14 protein-coding genes and 3 tRNA genes are annotated in these 20064 nt (G+C 57.6%); 9 read left to right on the top strand and 8 right to left on the bottom strand.

The window, feature by feature from the left end; translation table 11 throughout:
- Positions 1 to 151: 151 nt before the first annotated feature.
- Positions 152 to 1525, top strand: a complete 1374-nt coding sequence (locus MK208_RS02855; protein ID WP_294113699.1) for a M20/M25/M40 family metallo-hydrolase — start codon at positions 152 to 154, stop codon at positions 1523 to 1525.
- A 127-nt stretch (positions 1526 to 1652) separates the two neighbouring features.
- On the opposite strand, the gene MK208_RS02860 is transcribed toward MK208_RS02855, so the two are convergent.
- Positions 1653 to 1729, bottom strand: a tRNA-Asp gene (locus tag MK208_RS02860).
- Between the two features lie 207 nt (positions 1730 to 1936).
- Between MK208_RS02860 and MK208_RS02865 the strand changes: the two genes are divergently transcribed.
- Positions 1937 to 2128, top strand: coding sequence for a hypothetical protein (locus MK208_RS02865; RefSeq protein ID WP_294113700.1), 192 nt, complete (start codon positions 1937 to 1939; stop codon positions 2126 to 2128).
- 174 nt (positions 2129 to 2302) lie between these two features.
- Here MK208_RS02865 and MK208_RS02870 read toward each other — a convergent pair.
- A tRNA-Val gene (locus MK208_RS02870) sits at positions 2303 to 2378 on the bottom strand.
- 117 nt (positions 2379 to 2495) lie between these two features.
- Here MK208_RS02870 and MK208_RS02875 point away from each other — a divergent pair.
- Together MK208_RS02875 and MK208_RS02880 are read left to right on the top strand one after the other, a co-directional pair.
- Positions 2496 to 3497: a GlxA family transcriptional regulator gene (locus MK208_RS02875; RefSeq protein ID WP_294113701.1), complete on the top strand. Its 1002-nt coding sequence runs from the start codon at positions 2496 to 2498 to the stop codon at positions 3495 to 3497.
- Positions 3498 to 3830: 333 nt separating this feature from the next.
- Positions 3831 to 6851, top strand: a complete 3021-nt coding sequence (locus MK208_RS02880) for a calcium-binding protein (protein ID WP_294113703.1) — start codon at positions 3831 to 3833, stop codon at positions 6849 to 6851.
- 130 nt (positions 6852 to 6981) lie between these two features.
- Here the strand turns inward: MK208_RS02880 and MK208_RS02885 are convergent.
- The 5 genes from MK208_RS02885 to phaC all read right to left on the bottom strand — a co-directional run bounded on the left by MK208_RS02885 (position 6982) and on the right by phaC (position 10755).
- Positions 6982 to 7057 (bottom strand) — tRNA-Val (locus MK208_RS02885).
- 19 nt (positions 7058 to 7076) lie between these two features.
- Positions 7077 to 7523, bottom strand: coding sequence for an HU family DNA-binding protein (locus MK208_RS02890; RefSeq protein WP_294113704.1), 447 nt, complete (start codon positions 7521 to 7523; stop codon positions 7077 to 7079).
- A 155-nt stretch (positions 7524 to 7678) separates the two neighbouring features.
- Positions 7679 to 8230: a polyhydroxyalkanoate synthesis repressor PhaR gene (gene phaR / locus MK208_RS02895; protein ID WP_294113705.1), complete on the bottom strand. Its 552-nt coding sequence runs from the start codon at positions 8228 to 8230 to the stop codon at positions 7679 to 7681.
- Between the two features lie 138 nt (positions 8231 to 8368).
- Entirely contained in the window at positions 8369 to 8815 is a 447-nt protein-coding gene (locus tag MK208_RS02900) for a phasin family protein (protein WP_294113708.1), read from the bottom strand.
- 146 nt (positions 8816 to 8961) lie between these two features.
- On the bottom strand, positions 8962 to 10755 hold the full coding sequence (gene phaC, locus MK208_RS02905; RefSeq protein WP_294113709.1) for a class I poly(R)-hydroxyalkanoic acid synthase: 1794 nt from the start codon (positions 10753 to 10755) through the stop codon (positions 8962 to 8964).
- A 107-nt stretch (positions 10756 to 10862) separates the two neighbouring features.
- Between phaC and phaZ the strand changes: the two genes are divergently transcribed.
- The 4 genes from phaZ (at position 10863) to MK208_RS02925 (ending at position 18309) form a co-directional block, all read left to right on the top strand.
- The gene (gene phaZ, locus MK208_RS02910) at positions 10863 to 12149 is read left to right on the top strand and encodes a polyhydroxyalkanoate depolymerase (RefSeq protein WP_294113710.1); all 1287 of its coding nucleotides are present in this window, start codon (positions 10863 to 10865) and stop codon (positions 12147 to 12149) included.
- Positions 12150 to 12740: 591 nt separating this feature from the next.
- Positions 12741 to 16406 carry a vitamin B12-dependent ribonucleotide reductase gene (locus MK208_RS02915; protein WP_294113711.1) on the top strand — a complete coding sequence of 1222 codons (3666 nt, stop codon included), beginning with the start codon at positions 12741 to 12743 and terminating at the stop codon, positions 16404 to 16406.
- Between the two features lie 10 nt (positions 16407 to 16416).
- Positions 16417 to 16608, top strand: a complete 192-nt coding sequence (locus MK208_RS02920; RefSeq protein WP_294113713.1) for a hypothetical protein — start codon at positions 16417 to 16419, stop codon at positions 16606 to 16608.
- Positions 16609 to 16947: 339 nt separating this feature from the next.
- Complete coding sequence (locus MK208_RS02925) at positions 16948 to 18309, top strand: DUF3179 domain-containing (seleno)protein (RefSeq protein WP_294113715.1); 1362 nt, start codon at positions 16948 to 16950, stop codon at positions 18307 to 18309.
- On the opposite strand, the gene MK208_RS02930 is transcribed toward MK208_RS02925, so the two are convergent.
- The gene (locus tag MK208_RS02930; RefSeq protein ID WP_294113717.1) at positions 18306 to 19199 is read right to left on the bottom strand and encodes a LysR family transcriptional regulator; all 894 of its coding nucleotides are present in this window, start codon (positions 19197 to 19199) and stop codon (positions 18306 to 18308) included. The two genes, MK208_RS02925 and MK208_RS02930, sit on opposite strands and share 4 nt — an antisense overlap.
- A 91-nt stretch (positions 19200 to 19290) precedes the next feature.
- Here MK208_RS02930 and MK208_RS02935 point away from each other — a divergent pair, with 91 nt between their 5' ends.
- Positions 19291 to 20058, top strand: a complete 768-nt coding sequence (locus MK208_RS02935) for an SDR family oxidoreductase (protein WP_294113719.1) — start codon at positions 19291 to 19293, stop codon at positions 20056 to 20058.
- Positions 20059 to 20064: the final 6 nt, after the last annotated feature.

Here is a 20064-nt window from a genome sequence, read left to right on the forward strand (position 1 = left end):
CTTGTAGTCTTCTGTCGCGCTTTCCGCAATTGCTACCAAATGATACATCTTTCGCACATTGATATCGATCAAAGAGTGAAAGCGCGAGTCTGGACAGTCGGATTTGGGGTGATACGGTCCCCGCAAATCGTCGCACCTGAAGGAGGCTTCCATGACGCTTGACCCCGTTCTCGCCCGCATCGATCAGAATATGCCGGAGGCGATTGACCGCCTGTTTGATCTGCTCCGCATCAAGTCCATCTCCACCGACCCAGCGTTTGACGCAGATGTCGATGCCGCTGCCGATTGGTTGGTCAAAGACCTGCAAAGCCTTGGTGTGGATGCACAAAAACGCCCCACCACCGGCCACCCGATGGTCGTAGGTCACATTGACGGCCCCGGCCCACATGTGCTGTTTTACGGCCACTATGATGTGCAACCGGTCGACCCGCTTGAGCTTTGGGACCGTGATCCGTTTGATCCTGCGCTGGAAGACACCGACGCCGGCCAGGTGATCCGCGCCCGCGGCGCCTCTGATGACAAAGGCCAGTTGATGACCTTTGTCGAAGCTTGCCGCGCCTGGAAGGCCGAACACGGCGCCCTGCCCTGCAAAATCACCTTCTTGTTTGAAGGCGAGGAAGAATCCGGCTCCCCAAGCCTTGTGCCGTTCCTGAAAGAGAACGCCGAGGAGCTGAGCTGCGACATCGCCCTGATCTGCGATACCGGCCTGTTTGAAAGCGCCGTGCCCGCGATCACCACCATGCTGCGCGGCCTGCTGGCCGAAGATTTCACAATCACCGGCCCCAGCCGCGACCTGCATTCCGGCATGTATGGCGGCATCGCCATGAACCCAATCCGCGTGCTGAGCGGCATCCTCGCTGACCTTCACGACGACACCGGTGCGGTGACGCTGGACGGCTTCTATGATGACGTCCCGGAACTGCCCGATGACATCCGCGCCCAATGGCAAGGCCTGAACTTCGACCATGCCACTTACCTGGGCGACGTGGGCCTGAAATCCCCGGCCGGCGAGCAAGACCGCACCCCGCTGGAACAAATCTGGTCCCGCCCAACTTGCGATGTGAACGGCATTTGGGGCGGCTACACCGGCGACGGTTTCAAAACCGTGCTGCCCTCTCAAGCCTCTGCCAAACTGTCCTTCCGCCTCGTTGGACAGCAAGACCCGGACAAAATCCGCGACAGCTTCCGCGCCCATCTGGAAAGCCGCCTGCCGGAAGGCTTCACGGTTGAATACCGCTCCGAAAAAGGCTCCACCGCCTCGCAAATGTCCATCGAGGACCCGGCCTTTGAAAAGGCCCGCGTCGCGCTCAGCGATGAGTGGCCCCGTCCAGCGGCCTATGTTGGCTGCGGCGGTTCCATCCCAATCGCAGGCTTCTTCAAAGAGATGCTGAACATGGATTCGATGCTGATCGGCTTTGGCCGTGACGACGATCAGATCCACTCTCCAAACGAGAAATACAATGTGGAGAGTTTCCACAAAGGCACCCGCTCCTGGGCACGGATCCTGGCCGCGCTTTCCGCCTAACTATTTGAGAACAATCGGACTCACAAAACGCGCCTCCCGGGGCGCGTTTTTCGTTGGGGCCAACAAAAGGCGCAAAGATATACTGCGCAGCAACCAATTCATCGTCTCTGTTTAGGGGAGGAAGAAGTGGCGCGGTTGACGGGGCTCGAACCCGCGACCCCCGGCGTGACAGGCCGGTACTCTAACCAACTGAGCTACAACCGCGCATATATCTTCGCCTTTCGGCATGTCCATTCCCGAAGGGCCCAGGACCTGGGTTGGTAGTGGTGGCGCGGTTGACGGGGCTCGAACCCGCGACCCCCGGCGTGACAGGCCGGTACTGGCAGACTCCCGCGTAGAGTGCTTTGCGCGCTGAATTTTTTGTGATTAGATGCGCTTACTCGATTCAATTGCTTTTGAAGGAATAACCCGATGAAACCACTTTATGCTGCCCTGTGTGTTGCCGGTATCACCCTTGCTGCGTGTTCTCAGCAAGAAGAGCCAACTCCGGTTTACGCTCAGCCAGATTTTGACAAGCGCGGCAACGCAAGCTGCATGGCCGGCTACGACCTGCTGACCACAGACACCGGCGCTCTGGTTTGCGCACCGGCAACTGCTGGCTAAACTTCAGCCACAGACTGGAATTTCGGGCGGTCCCTTCGGGGATCGCCTTTTTGATTCTGCCAAGCGCCTCAGCAGTCACAAACGCAGACACATTGCACGAAAGAAATTTGAAAGCGAAAACGCACTGAACACCCTTAAGGCAGGCGGATATTCAACGCTGGTAGAGGAGGTAGATGGTGGGTCGTGAGAGGCTCGAACTCCCGACATCTTCGGTGTAAACGAAGCGCTCTACCAACTGAGCTAACGACCCGGTAGGCGGGGATTTAGACCTTGGCGCAGGGACATGCAAGCCCCCTTTTTGAACTTTCTTTGCGTCTCGTCCAACTTCCTCATAGGGTGGCCGCAAAAAAAGGGAAACGAACACCCCATGCCCGATCCAATTGTGCCAAAAGGCGTTGCCCACGTCGCTGTTGATGTGGTCGAGACCCCTGATCCCATTGTCTTTGCGCTGCAACCGAACCTGTCGATGCTGGCCTTCACCTCCGCGGTGGAAACCCTGCGCATCGCCAATCAGCTCACAGGACAGATTCTCTATACTTGGACCACCATGTCAGAGACCGGCGAAAACGTGCGCTGCTCCAACGGCATCGAGATCGGTATCGACGCCCCATTGGGGGACACCCCGGCCAGCGCCTGTGTCTTTGTCTGCTCTGGCGTAGAACCTGAGCGCGCCGCCACTCCCAAAGTCGCCGATTGGATTCGCCACCAATGGCGCATGGGCCGCCGGGTCGGCGGGCTTTGTACCGGCGCGTTTACCTTGGCCAAGGCGGGCATTCTGGAAGGCAAGGACTTCACTCTGCATTGGGAAAACATCACGCCTTTCCGTGAGCAATATCCAACGCTGGATCCCCTCGAGCAGCTCTACGCCATCGATGACCGCATCATGACCTGCGGTGGTGGCGTCGCGGCGATGGATCTGTTCCTGAAGCTAATCTACGACCGCCACGGTGCCCCCCTCGCCCGCGCAGTGCTCAATATGTGCCTGCACACGGTCCAACGCTCAGAAACTGACCGCCAGCAAAGTTCAACCGCTGCTGTGATCGGCAACCGTAACGACAAGCTAGTGAAGATCATCGCCCACTTTGAGGAAAACCTCGAAGAGTCCATCGACCTCGATCAAGTCGCCCGCAGCCTCGGCGTGTCCCGCCGCCAGATGGAGCGCCTGTTCAAAACCCACCTGAACACGACCCCGAAACGCTTCTTGCAAGACCTGCGCCTGCAACGCGCGCGCATACTGCTGGCCGAGACCGATATGCCTGTTGTCGATGTGGCCATCGCATGCGGCTATGAATCCGCTGGAAACTTCTCCAAACGCTTCCGCGAGGCCTATGGCATCTCGCCTCACCGGTTCTCCGCAGGGCACGGATAGCTGGCGCGCGGGGCGATCATCGGCAACCTGTTGCCCAATGAACAGCCCCCTACACCTTTGATTGATTTCAAGTACTTTTTAGTTCACCTTTAACGGCACCAAAGTCATTCAGATCCTTATTTCAAAACCACCGAGAACACTTCAAAAGCGGCAAAAGGCCAGCATCGTTGGCAAATAAACTTAAAGCCTGCCACCGGGCTAACGAACGGCGAGTTTAGAATACTCAAAGCGGGCCGCGAACCAACAGCCGCCCGGCCTCTTTTTTAACGCCGTGGATCAAAGCCAATTTGATTTCCAACGTTTTGCCGGCGCAACTAAACTAGAGTTTTGACCATGCCAGATGATCATTCAAACACGACTACCGGCGCAACCGAACTGACTCTGGGCACCGATTTTTTCGGCACTCTGGACTATTACTTAGACGTTGATTTCTTTTCCATTCATCTTCTCGCGGGGCAGACCTACCGATTTGATTTTGAACTGGAAGAAGCCCCCTTCCCCGCCCTGAGGCTCGGAATTCTGGACAGCAACGGGAACTACCTTAACTGGATATCCGATGTCACCTTCACCGCCTTAACCTTCCGTCCAACGGTCTCGGGGCAATACTTCCTCGAAGTTTCCAACCACTATATCGAAAGCGAAGGTGACGAAACTTATGAAGGCGACTACACAGGAAGTGTTCAGGTCATCGCCGACGACTTCCCCAAGAAGCCTATCCCATCGGATGGAGCCATTGGTCCAGGCGACACGGTCGCTGGAACAGTTGACTACAAAAACGACACAGACGCGGTACGCATCAACGTTGAAGAGGCGGGCATTTACAGAGTCACCCTAAACGACGCGTCATCCGACTTGTGGGCTAACCTCAATCAACCCTACAGCTCCGAAACTTGGCGATCAGATTCAGAAGGAAATCGCGAGCTGCTTTTTGTTGCCGGCTCCGAGACACCTGTTGAGTTTTCCGTGAGGGGGGCAACGGCCGGCGCCACATATTCTTACACAGTAGAGCGCATCGGCACCGACGATCACAGCGACGAGCATGCAAAAGCAACACAACTGCAAGACGGGGACGCGCTCGACAGCAATATCGCCTTTGTTGATGAGGTTGATGCCTTCGAAATCGCAGGAGTCGCCGGCTCAACATACACTGTCACCATCGACCTTACCGAACCATCCTCTCAAGAGGGTCTCTATACGTCACTAAGAGATATTTACGATGAAAAGGCGTCAGCCACAAAAACCACTACGGCCACACAGATAACCTATGAGTGGACGCTCCGAACGGACACGTCTTATTTTTTGGAAGTAGGATCCGGCAACTACTTCACCCGCGGTCCTGACTACACCGCGTTTGGCGACTACACCGTGTCGCTCGCTGTGGTCAAAGGACAAAAACCTGTCTGGGGAAACCACACCGATGAGCTGTTTTTAGGAACCGACGAGGCCGAATTGTTTCGCACCCAAGAGGGCAACGACACGGTCCATTCTGGAAAAGGCGACGACAGCGTGTACCTCATGGAGGGCGACGACTACGTGATTGCTGGCGGTGGCCGCGAACTCTTCCATGGCGGCGGGGGCCATGATCGCATCAGCTATTACTACAGCCCGACTGGCGTGAAAATTAACCTCGAGACCAACGAGGTCTCGGGATCACGGGCTGCGAACGACGAGATTTTTACATTCGAGAGCGCAGACGGCTCCAACACCGGCAATGACATCATCTGGGGCACCAGCTCCGACAACACAATCCGCACCCATGGCGGCGATGACCGAGCCTACGCGGGAAAAGGCAATGATCGGGTATTTCTAGGAGCTGGCGATGACTATGTGCTTGTCGGCGGTGGCGCCGAAGAATTCCACGGCGGTGAAGGCAGCGACCACATCAGCTATTACAAAAGTAGGCGCGGCGTGACCGTCAACTTGGAAACCAATGACGTGTCAGGCAGCTGGGCAGAAAACGACAAAATTAGCGGCTTTGAAAACGTTTCCGGCTCCAAAACTGGCCACGACCGAATCTACGGCACGGCAGGCGCCAACACCATCAAGACCTACAGCGGCAACGACAAGGTTTATGCCCGCGGCGGGGATGATCGAGTCTTACTCGGCGACGGCAACGACTATGTTCTGGTCGGGGATGGCGCAGGCACATACCGCGGCGGAGACGGCAACGACTACATCAGCTATTACCACAGCACCGGTGGCGTGGAGTTAGACTTGGACAGCAGTCGAGAGTCCGGTGGCTGGGCGGAGAATGATAGCATCCATGGCTTTGAAAGCGCCTCCGGCTCAAAAACCGGCAATGACGTGATCTACGGCACGGCAGGAGCCAACACCATCAAGACCTACAGCGGCAACGACAAGGTTTATGCCCGCGGCGGGGATGATCGAGTCTTACTCGGCGACGGCAACGACTATGTTCTGGTCGGGGATGGCGCAGGCACATACCGCGGCGGAGACGGCAACGATTACATCAGCTATTACAATCATGCCAATGGTGTGTCTCTCAACCTGGAAACCAATAGCGTAATGGGCGCCGGAGTGGATGGCCATATCATCAGTGGCTTTGAAAACGCCTCTGGCTCGGAGACGGGCAGCGACACGATTTACGGAAGTGCGACACACAATAGACTCAAGACCTACGGCGGAGATGACCTTGTCCATGCCGGACGCGGTCGGGACACCGTCTATTCCGGCACCGGCAACGACCAGGTGTTCCTGGGCGATGGCGACGATTTTGCCGTCTCAGGTGGCGGCACCGACCACTATGATGGCGGGAGCGGCTTTGACATGGTCAACTACACTAACAGCGCGTCCGGCGTGGTCATCGACCTTGCTGCCAACACGGCCTCCGGCGGTTGGGCAGAAGGTGACACATTGGTCAGCATCGAGGGTATCTCCGGCTCAGACGGCGGCCACGACCAACTCGCCGGGAACGCCGAGAGAAACTACCTTGATGGATTTGCGGGCAACGACACCCTGTACGGCCGGGACGGAGATGACTTGCTGGCCGGCAGAGCTGGCGACGATGTGTTGTTTGGCGGCAATGGCGACGACCGCTTGTCCGTTGGTGCTGGCACCAACGCAATGACCGGCGGCTCCGGCTACGATACTTTCGATTTCAAAATGGAAGACTTCGAAGGAGGCGCCGCAAGCCACACGGTCATTGAAGACTTCGAAGATGACGTGGACACGCTTGAAATCAACAGCAGCGGTCAGGTGGATGAAGACATCATTTCCTATGCCACACAGCAAGGCAACGATGTCGTGTTCTCGAACTTTGGCAATACGACCCTGATCATCAGAGATATGACAATCGCCGACCTGCAGGACGACGTGGACTTCAACTGGATCTAACTCTAACGAGAGAAGGCACTGCAGCCGCGCGGTGCCCTTTTCTTTTGGCGGCCAACCAGTGCCAACCGTCCTCCAAAATGACAAAAAGAAACGGGCGCTCAACCACTTAAGGGAGCGCCCGTTGAAATAATGGTGGGTCGTGAGAGGCTCGAACTCCCGACATCTTCGGTGTAAACGAAGCGCTCTACCAACTGAGCTAACGACCCGATGACGCGGCTTCTAACCTCACTCCGCGGGCTCCGCAAGCCCCTCGTCGTCACTTTCTGCAACTTCTGTCATTTTCCGGCGCAAACGCAGGTTCACCACCTGCACCTCTTCCAAATCCTTGCTGTTTTGCACCTTCACCTTGCCCAATCCCGGCATGTTCAAGCCACGCCCGGCCACCAGGGTTTCGCCCAGAATCGCCAGCGCCGCCTCGATCGCAGGCTTGGCATCGCGCTTTTTCACCCCAGCGCGGGCCACGGCTGCCTCGATCAGCTCTTTCTTGCGCATCACATCCACACCGGCTTCCTCCTCCCCCTCGGCATTCACCTCAGGCGCTTCCAACGGAGACGGTTCCGCCGCTTCGGCAATCTCTTTCAAGCTGGCGCTGGTTTTGCGGGATGTGGTCGCACGTGTACGCGACTTGCTCGTGGACGCACGTTTGCGCGTCGATGCGGGAGCCTTAGCCATGGCTTTCTACCTCACTGGTCTGCTCAACAAGGCAAGCATAGCACGAAAGCACTCAAAAGACAGGGAATTCGGGCATATGACACAATATCTACGCCCTAAACAAAAGTGGCGCACCAAATGCGCCACTTCAATTCTATCACATCCGCTGCGTGAACTTACTTCAGCTTGGACAGTTTGTCCTGCAACTCCGCCAGCTGTTTCTTGATGTCATCGAGGTCTTCGCCCTCCCCGGACGCTGCCTCAGCCTTCTCCGGCGCAGGGGCCGAGCTGCCCGGCCAGGCCATGCCGCCAGTCATCGCTTTCATGAAGGCTTCTTGCTGCGCTTGCATTGCTTCCAGGCCCGGCATCGACATGCCCGTTCCCATGCTCTCCATCACCTTCTCCTGGCTTTCGCGCAGCATATCAAAGGAGGTCTGCAAGAACTGCGGCACCATCGATGTCGCCTGCGTGGTATAGGCCCGCACAAGATCGTTGAGCACATTCACCGGCAGAACGTTTTCGCCCCGGCTTTCATGTTCGGCAATGATTTGAAGCAGATACTGGCGGGTCAGATCATCCCCGCTTTTCAAATCGACAATCTGGACTTCCCGACCGGACCGAATAAATCCGGCAATATCGTCCAACGTGACATAGTCACTGGTCTCTGTGTTGTAGAGCCGCCGGCTGGCGTATCGTTTGATCAGCAGTGGTTTATTGTCTTCGCCCACGTCATTCTCCCCAAAAACTTTAGCGCGCTGCAGAAAAGCCTATGCGACTGCAGCACAAAAAGAAAGAGCGGGCAATATGCCCGCTCACGCAATCTGCACCCCAAGGGAGGAAGCTGGGTGCCGATTTGCGACGTTTCTTTATTTGGAGGTCGCTTTTTTCGCGGCCGCGGTCACGTCGTTGGTGGCCTTTTTCACAGCAGCGGTTGCCTCTTCAGTGGCTTCTTTGCCCGCAGACATCAGCAGCTCAACAGTTTCCATCTGAACTTTTTTCGCAACTTCAGCGAACGCCGCCATGTTTTCCGCAGCAACTTCAGCCTGAGCAGACGCGAAGTCGGTCATCGCTTTGGCGTAGTCGGCTGGCTCTTCTTTCGCTTTGGACATGTCGCCCAGCTTGGACAGAGTGTCTTTGGTCCACTTGGTGGAGATCTCGGAGGATTTTTCAGCTGCACCCAGTGCAACGGCGGTCAGCTTCTCGTTCAGAGCTGCGGAGTTTTTGAACGCGTCTTCAAATGCAGTGGTGTCCACCGGGAAGGCGCCCAGTACGTCTTTAAACATCGCTGTCATGTCCTGTGCTGCTTTAGCCATTGGTCCAGTTCCTTAATAAATAACAGCCCGTGATAATTGAGGAGGGTTTGGGCTGTGCTTCTAGTCTCTGGCAACAATATGCTTTCTGCGACGCAGCATTTCAAGAGATTTTTGCTGCACTGCAGCAAAAACCTTTCATCGCCTTGTTATTTATATGCTTTTTTCAGCACGTAACTGCCAGGCGCATCGCCCAGCGTCGGATGATTCTCATCGCCATGCTGCCGTGCTGCGATCTTTTTACCTGACTTTTTTGACAACCATGTGTCCCACCGCGGCCACCAGGAGCCCTCATGGAAGGCCGCGCCATTCATCCACTCATCCGCTGAACCTTTGACATCGGTGTTGGTGTAATGGCCATACTTCTTCTTGCTCGGCGGGTTCACAATCCCGGCGATGTGCCCAGACTGGGAGACAATAAAGGTCTTGGAGCGGCTCTTGGTTTGCTGGAACCCGTGATAACAATCCTTCCAGCGCGCGATGTGATCTGTTTCGCAGGTCACCGCGCAAACCGGCACATCCACGTCAGCAATCTTCAGAGTCGTGCCACACAGCTCGACCCCCTCACCCACAAACTTGTTCGCCTGACACAGCTCGCGCAAATACTGATGCGCCATCTTGCCCGGCAGGCCAGAGCCATCGCCATTCCAATAGAGCAGATCAAACGCTGGCGGCGCCTCGCCCATAAAGTAGCTTTTGATCGCCGGTCCATAGATCAGGTCATTGGAACGCAGGAAACTGAACGTGCGCTGCATGATAAATGAGCGCAGCACGCCAAACTCGTTCACCTCATCATCGATGCCGTCGATGAAGTCATCCTGCAAGAACGGCGTAAACTCACCCTGATCCGAGAAATCGGTCAGCGTTGTGAAGAATGTCGCCGACTTCACCGATGTGTCGCCACGCTGTTTCATCAAGGACAACGTCAAATGCAGCGTGGTTCCGGCAATACAATAGCCCACCGCATTCACTTGCTTCTGCTTGGTGATGTCTTTGACCTGAGCAATAGCCTCAAGGAACCCTTCCTCGATATAGTCATCCAATCCCACATCCGCATAAGTCGGATCAGGGTTCACCCAGCTGACCACAAAAACCGTATAGCCCTGATCGACGCACCAGCGGATCAGGCTGTTCTGCTCTTTCAGGTCCAGAATGTAGTATTTGTTGATCCACGGTGGAAAGATAATCAGCGGGATCTCATGCACAGTCTCGGTGGTCGGCGTGAACTGCAACAGCTCAAACATCCGGTTGCGACAGACCACCTTGCCCGGCGCGGTTGCGATGTTGCGGCCAATCTCAAACGCATCCTCATCCGCCAGCTTGACCAGCATCTCGCCATTGTTCGCTTCCAGATCCGAGATCAGGTTCTGCAACCCGTCAATCAGCGACTGCCCTTCGGTCTCCACCGCCTTCTCCAAAGCTTCCGGATTGGTGCCCAGAAAATTGGTTGGCGACATCATATCAACAATCTGGCTCGAGAAATACTCGATGCGTTGTTTGTCTTTCGACGAGAGCCCCTCAAGTTCGCCAACGGCGGTCTTAATCGCCTCCGCATTGCGCATGTACTGTTGTTTCAGGAGATTGAAATAGGGGTGCGACTTCCACATGGGATGAGAGAATCGCCGGTCTGTCGGTGTGTCATCCTGCGGTGCAGAAAACTGTCCCTTTAACATCAAATTTTGTGCGTCCACGAAAGATTTAACCGACTTACTCCACAGATCGAGCTGGTTTTCGATCACCTTTCCGGGGTTGTCGACCATCGCCTGCCAATAGGCATTGGCAGCATTCATAAAAACTTCAGGCTCCGGAGAATTTAGTTCATCTCTCAAGGGCTTATGGCGTCCCAAAACTTCTGTCAATCGCAGCGACAGAGCTTCAACTTTTGCCAAATTGGCGTTCAGGCGTTCCATTTTTTCGCCCGTATCAGTCTCATTTGTTGTCATATTAACCTATTCGCCCTAATGTCGCTGCTGTGCAGCATTAACCAAGCGCCCCCTCAATGTTACTGGGGAATTACTAGGGTGCATAGCCCAACGATAGGACGAAGCACATGCGATACATGGCCACGTATGACCTGATGGAAACCATGCGCAACACCAACCAATGGTTGGGCGCAACAGCGAGCGCCATGGCGTCCTACCCCGCCTTTGCATTGGTCCCCAACCCGGGTTTGCAGTGGATGGCCGCCTGGGGCGAAGTCACCGAACGGGCTTTCCAGCGCATGATTGTGAAACCTGACTGGGGCATCGACAGCTTCACCTGCGAAGACGGCAAAGACCACATCGTCAACATCAACACCGTGATCGAACGCCCCTTTGGCGACCTGATCCATTTTGAGGTCTCCGGCCGAAAGCCGATGAGCCGCAAGGTTATGCTGGTGGCACCGATGTCCGGCCACTACGCCACCCTCCTGCGCTCCACCGTGAAGAGCCTGATTGCCGATTGCGAAGTCTACATCACCGATTGGCATAACGCGCGTGATATCCCTGTGTCCGAAGGCAAGTTCGATGTTGAGGATTACACCCTCTACCTTGTCGATTTTATGAAAGAGCTTGGCCCCGACACCCATGTGATCGCCGTGTGCCAGCCTGCCCCGCTCACTCTGGCGGCCACCGCCTATCTCGCCGAGGAAGATCCTTCGGCGCAGCCTCGCTCCCTGACCCTGATCGGCGGTCCAATCGATCCAAATGCTGCCGCCACCGAAGTCACCGACTTTGGCCACCGCGTGACCATGGGCCAGTTGGAAGAAACCATGATTCAGCGGGTTGGCTTTAAGTATCCCGGCGTCGGCCGCATGGTCTATCCCGGTCTGCTACAACTCTCCTCCTTCATGTCGATGAATGGCGAGCGTCACTCCAAAGCCTTCGCGGATCAGATCCTGCGCGTGACCCGTGGCGAAGCCTCCGACCACGACGCCCACAACCGATTCTATGACGAATACCTCGCTGTCATGGACATGACCGCCGAGTTCTACCTCTCCACAGTGGAACGAATCTTCAAAAACGGTGAAATCGCCAACAACGAGTTTGTTGTCGCGGGCCGCAAAGTCGACATCAGCAAGATCACCACTGTGGCCGTGAAAACCGTGGAAGGCGCCAAAGACGACATCACCGCGCCAGGTCAGTGTATTGCCGCCCTGGACCTTTGCACAGGTCTGCCGGACAGCAAAAAGGCAAGCCACGTTGAGCCAGGCGCCGGTCACTACGGGATTTTTGCAGGCAAGAGCTGGCGCAACAAAATCCGCCCCCTCGTGCTCGAGTTCATCGATGCCAACGCGGACGCGCCCAAGAAAAAGTCGGCCACGCGCAAGCCCGCCAATAAGAACACTGCCGCCTAAACAGGCGGTTCAAAAACCTCCGCACAGAAATGGGGCGATCGTTTGGCACGATTCGCCCCATTGTTGTTTTTGCCCCGTGGCGTTGCAAAAGATGCACATCTGCGACCCGCAACATTTTCCACATAAATCGGACGTCCAACCTACATATTGTGGATAACTCTTCCCCCAGCACTCCCCCAAAGCAGAAACGCCTTTTTTCAAACGTTTAGCGGAATTAACCAATATTAACGGGATCTAAATGCCCCTGTGGAGGAATCGGAGGCCTTGCGCGAGTCGCCGCCGACCACTTTCCGTCAACAGGAAAAATCCTGATTTTTCGTAAATAAATTCGTTGACCCTTTAGGGGCCGATACGCCAGTTTGTGGCAGCAGCCAAGAAAGCCCACTAGATATAGTGGCGACCAAGGTAGCGGGGACAAACTCATACAAACGCCCATCCGGGTCTGTTGTATCGGCAATGCACACAGCTTTGCCCACCGATCCTCCTTTGCCTGTTGGTCCGCCCTAGCCTCCAAGGGCTCGCAAAGGCCGCGTCACTAAACGCACAGAACGTGCACCACGGGACACATTGGCACTGGGGACGAAGACAGGCATGAAGATTCAACGACGTTTCACCAAGACCGGACAAGACGCTTACGCAGATCTGGACTTCGTCACCACCGAATCTGAAATTCGCAACCCGGACGGCACCATCGTCTTCCACCTCGATGACATCGAAGTTCCGGCCAGTTGGTCGCAAGTGGCCTCCGATGTGATTGCCCAGAAATACTTCCGCAAAGCCGGGGTTCCCGCCAAACTGCGCAAGGTGCGCGAAAAAGGCGTGCCAGAATTCCTGTGGCGCTCCGTGCCTGCCAACGAAGACGTCACCATTGGCGGCGAAACCAGCGCCAAGCAGGTGTTTGATCGCCTCGCCGGGGCTTGGACCTATTGGGGCTGGAAAGGTGGCTACTTCTCCACAGAAGACGACGCCCGCGCCTACTTTGACGAAATGCGCTACATGCTGGCGACCCAGCGCGCCGCGCCCAACTCGCCCCAGTGGTTCAACACCGGCCTGCACTGGGCCTACGGCATCGATGGCCCATCGCAGGGCCACTACTATGTCGACTACAAAACCGGCAAGCTGACCAAATCCAAGTCCGCCTACGAACACCCACAACCGCACGCCTGCTTCATTCAGTCCGTGGCGGATGATCTGGTGGGCGAAGGCGGCATCATGGACCTCTGGGTCCGCGAAGCCCGCCTGTTCAAATACGGCTCCGGCACCGGCACCAACTTCTCATCCCTGCGCGCAGATGGCGAATCTCTCTCCGGCGGAGGCAAATCTTCCGGCCTTATGGGCTTCCTGAAAATCGGCGACCGCGCTGCAGGTGCGATCAAATCCGGTGGCACCACCCGCCGCGCGGCCAAGATGGTCATTGTCGACGCCGATCACCCGGACATCGAAGAATACATCAACTGGAAGGTCAAAGAAGAGCAGAAGGTGGCCTCCATCGTGGCCGGCTCCAAAATGCACGAACAGAAGCTCAACGGCATCTTTGACGCGATCAAAGCTTGGGACGGTGCTGAGGCAGACGCCTATGACGCCAAGACCAACGACGGTCTGAAATCCGCGATCCGCGACGCCAAAAAGTCGATGATCCCGGAGACCTACATCAAGCGCGTGCTGGACTACGCCAAGCAGGGCTACGCCAGCATTGAGTTCCCGACCTACGACACCGACTGGGATTCTGAAGCCTACGCGTCTGTCTCCGGGCAGAACTCCAACAACTCCATCCGCGTCACCGACGCCTTCCTCAAGGCCGTGGAAAACGACGACGATTGGGAGCTGATCCGCCGCACCGACGGCGAGGTCGCCAAAACCATCAAAGCCCGCAAACTCTGGGAAGACGTCGGCCACGCCGCATGGGCCTGTGCCGATCCCGGCATCCAGTACCACGACACTGTGAACGCGTGGCACACCTGCCCTGAGGATGGTGAAATCCGCGGCTCCAACCCGTGCTCCGAATACATGTTCCTGGACGACACGGCCTGTAACCTCGCCTCCATGAACCTGCTGTCCTTTCTCAAGGACGGTGTGTTCCAGGCGGACGACTACATGCACGCCACCCGTCTCTGGACCGTGACACTGGAAATCTCCGTGACCATGGCGCAGTTCCCCTCCAAGGAAATTGCCCAACTGTCTTATGACTTCCGTACCCTTGGCCTGGGCTACGCCAACATCGGCGGCCTGCTGATGAACATGGGCTACGGCTACGACAGCGACGAAGGCCGTGCCCTCGGCGGCGCTCTCACCGCGCTGATGACCGGTGTCGCCTATGCCACCTCTGCCGAAATGGCCGGCGAACTGGGCGCCTTTGACGGGTATGCGCGCAACAGCGAACACATGCTGCGGGTCATCCGCAACCACCGCCGCGCGGCCCAAGGCCTGACCTCCGGCTACGAAGGCCTCGCCGTGAAACCTGTGCCGTTAGACACCGAAAACTGCCCAGATCAGGTGCTGGTCGAACTGGCCAAATCCGCCTGGGATGAAGCCCTCGAGCTTGGTGAGAAAAACGGCTACCGCAACGCCCAAACCTCTGTGATCGCCCCCACCGGCACCATCGGCCTGGTGATGGACTGTGACACCACCGGCATCGAGCCTGACTTCGCACTGGTGAAGTTCAAGAAACTCGCCGGAGGCGGCTACTTCAAAATCATCAACCGCTCCGTGCCTGCAGCCTTGGAAGGCCTCGGCTATTCTTCTGCTCAGATCGAAGAAATCGTGTCCTACGCAGTGGGCCACGGCACCATCGGCAACGCGCCAGGCATCAACCACACGTCTTTGATCGGTCACGGTTTCACGACCAACGAGATCGAAAAGATCGAAGCCGCGCTTGGCTCCGCCTTCGACATTCGCTTTGTGTTCAACCAGTGGACGTTGGGCGAAGAGTTCTGCACCAACGTCCTCGGTATCCCGGCAGACAAGCTGAACGATCCGTCCTTTGAACTGCTCGCACACCTTGGCTACACCAAAGCCGACATCGATCTGGCCAACGACCACGTCTGCGGCACCATGACCTTGGAAGGCGCCCCGCATCTCAAAGAAGAGCACTACGCGATCTTTGACTGTGCCAACCCATGCGGCAAAAAAGGCAAACGCTACCTCTCGGTGGACAGCCACATCACCATGATGGCCGCCGCGCAGTCCTTCATCTCCGGCGCGATCTCCAAGACGATCAACATGCCAAACGATGCCACCATCGAGGACTGCCAGAAGGCGTACGAGCTGTCCTGGTCCCTCGGCATCAAAGCCAACGCGCTCTATCGTGACGGCTCCAAACTGTCCCAACCTCTAGCCGCTGCACTGGTCGAGGACGATGACGAGGCCGCCGAAGTGCTCGAATCCGGCTCCATGCAGGAAAAAGCACAGGTTCTGGCCGAAAAGATCGTCGAGAAAATCGTCGTCAAAGAAGTGGCCCGTGGCCGCGAGAAAATGCCGGAACGCCGCAAAGGCTACACTCAGAAAGCTGTTGTGGGCGGCCACAAGGTATACCTGCGCACCGGCGAATACTCTGACGGCTCCTTGGGCGAAATCTTCATCGACATGCACAAGGAAGGCGCTGGCTTCCGCGCGATGATGAACAACTTCGCCATCGCCGTCTCGGTTGGCCTGCAATACGGCGTCCCGCTTGAAGAATTTGTCGATGCCTTTACCTTCACCAAATTTGAACCTGCCGGCATGGTGCAGGGCAACGACTCCATCAAAAACGCCACCTCGATCCTCGATTACATCTTCCGCGAATTGGCCGTGTCTTACCTCGACCGCACCGATCTTGCGCACATCAAGCCAGAAGGCACCACGTTTGACGATGTTGGACGTGGCGAGGAAGAAGGCGTTTCCAACGTGTCCGAACTGTCCGACACCGCCGCGACTCGCTCGCTTGAGGTCCTGAAACAGATCTCCTCCACCGGCTATTTGCGCAAGCGCCTGCCCCAGGAACTGGTCGTTCTGAACGGCGGCGGCAACATTTCTGTGGATAACTCGGACGCTGTGAAAAATCTGGCCACTTTGGTGCCGGAAACCGCTGGCGCGACCGTATCAGACGTGGCAACAAGCGCCTCCGTCACGGCAGCTGTGGCCCCGATGGATGAACGGGCCAAGGCCAAGATGCAGGGGTATGAGGGAGACCCCTGTGGCGATTGCGGCAACTACACGCTGGTGCGCAACGGCACCTGCATGAAATGCAACACCTGCGGCGCCACCTCGGGCTGCAGCTAAGGAGAAAACCGTGACGAAGCGCAGAAGCCTTCTGTCTGAAGAAGACCAAAGCCACGCAACCACCGACACATTGGTGGGCACCATCCGCATCAGCGGCGACTGGGCCCGCAAAGTCCGTGGTGAAACCGATGCCCCTGCCCCGCAGGCGGCCAACGACGACTACGCCGAACATCAGCTCTTTGCCGCGCGCAAAAGCTCCTGATCGGCGCCTCAAGATCCCGGGGGGACCTGGGTAGGGGGCCTCGGCCCCCGACGACATAACCCGCTGCCGTCCCTACTCACTGGCAGCGGCGTTCCACGGAGCGGGTGCGCTCGCTCCGACGACATTCAGGCCGCAGGCAAAAAACATCGAGCGGTAACATAGAGTGAGCCTGAATGGCGAAACTGGGGGGCCCCGACGGCCCCCCATTTTTTTTGCGCTGGCGTCCAACCGGGCACAAATCTTTCAATCAACTCACTTTCTCCTGAACCAAGTTGATTGGCGCGCGCCTTCCGTCCTCGGCCACAAAGAAGCACCAGCCCTTTGAGCCAAGGACCGATCATGCCCCTCCGCCTCTCTGCCCTGCTCTGCGCCTTTGCGCTGTCCACAGCCCTGCCCGCTCAAGCAGAGGAAACGCCGCCCCTGCCCGACTACGTGATCGCGCAATTTGGCACACCGCCCGCTGTGCCCTCCGGCCCCTTGTCCGATACCCTCGAGACCGCCGCCGACATGGCCTTTGTCGAAAGCATGCAGCAAGGCACCTGGGGACGTGATCAATCGCTTGCGCTCGACGAGATCGCTGCGTCAGGCGACCCACGCCTTGCCTGGATCATCAGCGATCTGATGCGATTTGTGACCTCACCCCAATTAAACTTCGTCCTCTCCGAGGCCGCCGCCACTTTGCTGGAAATCGACACACCAACCGAAAATACCTGGGGCATCGTCACCGACCACCTGATCGCCTGGGACATCCCCGAACCACCCGACTACCTGCGCTTCAAACGCGCGATCTTCACCGCCATCGTGCCTGAATGGGACCCTCTGTTTGTGCCTGGCGACATCGATTGGCGATTGGTCTCCTGGGGCGGCGTGCTGATCGACGACCGCGCGTTTGACACCACGGATGATCCCTGCAACTGCATCCCCGCCGCCGACACCCCCGAGGTCACCGACGCCGCAAGCGCCACTTGGCTCAAGGATGACGACATTGTCTTTGGCGTTGAGGTCAATGGCGAATACCGCGCCTACCCGCGCCAGATCATGGAAGTCCGCGAGATGGTCAACGACACCCTTGGCGGGCGCGACCTCGGCATCCCCTACTGCACCCTCTGCGGCGCCGCGCAAGCCTATTTCACCGACCAAATGCCCGCTGGCGTAGACCGCCCTATCCTGCGCACTTCCGGCCTGCTTAGTCGCTCGAACAAAGTCATGTACGACCTGACCACCTACTCTGTGTTCGACACCTTCTTAGGCCACGCCGTCACCGGCCCCTTGGCCGACAAGGGCATCAAGCTTGAACAAGCCGCCGTGGTCACAACCGACTGGGGCACTTGGAAAACCGCCCACCCAGAAACCACAGTTCTCGCTGAATACCTTGCCCTTGGCCGCAACCCTGATTTCCGCAATGGCCGCGACGCCAACGGGCCGATTTTCCCGGTGGGTGACGTCGACCCCCGCCTGCCCGTACACGAAGACATCATCGGTATCGTCACCGCTTCCGGCCAACCCGTCGCTTTCCAACGCAGCAAAACCCTTGTGGCCCTGCGCAAAGGCGAAAACATCGCCTATGAAAACATCCGTCTCAAACTCGACGCAGGTGGCATTCGCGCGGTCGACATAAACGGCGCCGACCTCGGCAGCCACCAAGCCTTCTGGTTCGCTTGGTCCCAGTTTCACCCAGACACCGCCCTCTGGCCCGGCTAACCCACTAGGCTCTCACGCAGAAAATCAATCATCACCCGCGTCTTGCGCGACAGATACCGGCGGTTTGGGTAAAGCACCCAGGCCGCCGTTTCAAAATCACTCACTGTGGCCTGAAACTTTGGGCACAGCTCCAGCAACCGCCCTTCGGCCAAGTCTTTCGCGACCAGCCAATCCGCCAATAGCGCCACGCCGAGCCCTTCCCGCGCAGCCTCCAAAAGCGCCAGTGCATTGGAAAACTTGTACCGCCCTGCCGCGTTTATCTCAAACGCCTCCGAACCCGCACGAAACCGCCAGATATCCCCGATCCCCGGCAGAGCATATCGCAAACAATCATGGTCCCGCAGGCCCTCAGGCGTCGCCAACCCACCCGCACGGTCCAGATACGCCGGGCTCGCCACGAGATGATACCGCGTGTCCATCAGCTTACTGGACACCAAATCCCCTTTCGGTGCCGGGGCCAAGCGCACCGCCAAATCAATCCCCTGCTCCACCAAATCCAAATTGGCATCGCTGCTGATAACTTCAACGGACACCTCCGGATATCGCTCTGAAAACGCAGGCAGAACCGGCACAATCTTCTGACAGGCAAAGGCTACTGACATCGTCATGCGCAACGTACCTGATGGCGCTTGACGCGCACCAGAAGCCGCTTGCGCTGCCGCCCGCATTTCCTCCACCAGCGGCGCCACGCGCTGCAAATAGGCCGCACCCTCTTCGGTTGTGGACAGCTTACGCGTTGTACGGTGAAACAACCGCACGCCCAACTCTGCCTCCAAAGCCGAGAGGCTGCGAGACACCGACGAGGGATCCACATCCAACACCCGCGCCGCGCCGGCAATGCTGCCCTGTGCCTGCACCAACAGCGCCATTTCCAAATCTCGAACATCCATTCGTGCAAATTACACATGAAACTAATGTCGATCCAGTGCTTTCTGACACCTCCCTCACGGCTTACCTCAGAGGCTACAAAAGGAGACCTCAATGACAAACCTGACTGGAAAAACCGCCATCATCACCGGCGCCAGCCGCGGCATCGGCGCCGCCACAGCCCGTCACCTCGCTGCTCTCGGCGCCAACGTCGTGCTCGCCGCCCGCTCCCAAAGCGCGCTGTCAGAACTGACACAAAGCATCCTCGACGACGGCGGCGCGGCCCGTCTACAAGTCTGCGACGTTGTCGATCCGACCTCGGTAGACGCCTTGATCAAAATGGCCACCGACACCTTCGGCAGCCTCGACATCCTTGTGAACAACGCAGGCCTCATCGACCCGATCACGACCTTGGCCGACAGCAACCCCGCCGCATGGGCCAAGGTCCTCGATGTGAACGTCAAAGGCGTCTACCACGGCCTGCGCTACGCCCTGCCCGTCATGCGCGCGCAAGGTGCGGGCACCATCATCAACATCTCGTCTGGTGCGGCCAATTCCTTCCTCGAAGGCTGGTCCCACTACTGCGCTTCCAAAGCCGCCGTCGTGCGCCTCACCGGCATCGCCCACAAAGAAAACGCCGACGCAGGCGTAACCGTCGTTGGCCTCAGCCCCGGCACAGTCGCCACCGACATGATGGCCACCATCCGCGCCTCCGGCATCAACCCCGTCAGCCAGCTGTCCCCAGACGCGCACATCCCAACCGAATGGGTTGCACAGGCCATCGCCTACCTCTGCGGCCCCGATGGCAGAACCTACGCAGGCCAGGATTTCTCTCTGAAAACCAAAGAAGGCCGCGCGGCTCTCAACCTCCCCCCGGTCTGACCCGCA

It is taken from the genome of Shimia sp., from assembly GCF_022448905.1.
Lineage (GTDB): Bacteria > Pseudomonadota > Alphaproteobacteria > Rhodobacterales > Rhodobacteraceae > Shimia.

Bases quoted from the DNA above. Each gene is read 5' to 3' on its own strand.
- MK208_RS02890 (WP_294113704.1), bottom strand. From the start codon at position 7,523: ATGGCTAAGGCTCCCGCATCGACGCGCAAACGTGCGTCCACGAGCAAG.
- MK208_RS02865 (WP_294113700.1), top strand. From the start codon at position 1,937: ATGAAACCACTTTATGCTGCCCTGTGTGTTGCCGGTATCACCCTTGCT.
- MK208_RS02915 (WP_294113711.1), top strand. From the start codon at position 12,741: ATGAAGATTCAACGACGTTTCACCAAGACCGGACAAGACGCTTACGCA.
- phaZ (WP_294113710.1), top strand. From the start codon at position 10,863: ATGCGATACATGGCCACGTATGACCTGATGGAAACCATGCGCAACACC.
- MK208_RS02925 (WP_294113715.1), top strand. From the start codon at position 16,948: ATGCCCCTCCGCCTCTCTGCCCTGCTCTGCGCCTTTGCGCTGTCCACA.
- MK208_RS02930 (WP_294113717.1), bottom strand. From the start codon at position 19,199: ATGGATGTTCGAGATTTGGAAATGGCGCTGTTGGTGCAGGCACAGGGC.
- MK208_RS02900 (WP_294113708.1), bottom strand. From the start codon at position 8,815: ATGGCTAAAGCAGCACAGGACATGACAGCGATGTTTAAAGACGTACTG.
- MK208_RS02935 (WP_294113719.1), top strand. From the start codon at position 19,291: ATGACAAACCTGACTGGAAAAACCGCCATCATCACCGGCGCCAGCCGC.
- phaC (WP_294113709.1), bottom strand. From the start codon at position 10,755: ATGACAACAAATGAGACTGATACGGGCGAAAAAATGGAACGCCTGAAC.
- MK208_RS02875 (WP_294113701.1), top strand. From the start codon at position 2,496: ATGCCCGATCCAATTGTGCCAAAAGGCGTTGCCCACGTCGCTGTTGAT.
- MK208_RS02880 (WP_294113703.1), top strand. From the start codon at position 3,831: ATGCCAGATGATCATTCAAACACGACTACCGGCGCAACCGAACTGACT.
- MK208_RS02855 (WP_294113699.1), top strand. From the start codon at position 152: ATGACGCTTGACCCCGTTCTCGCCCGCATCGATCAGAATATGCCGGAG.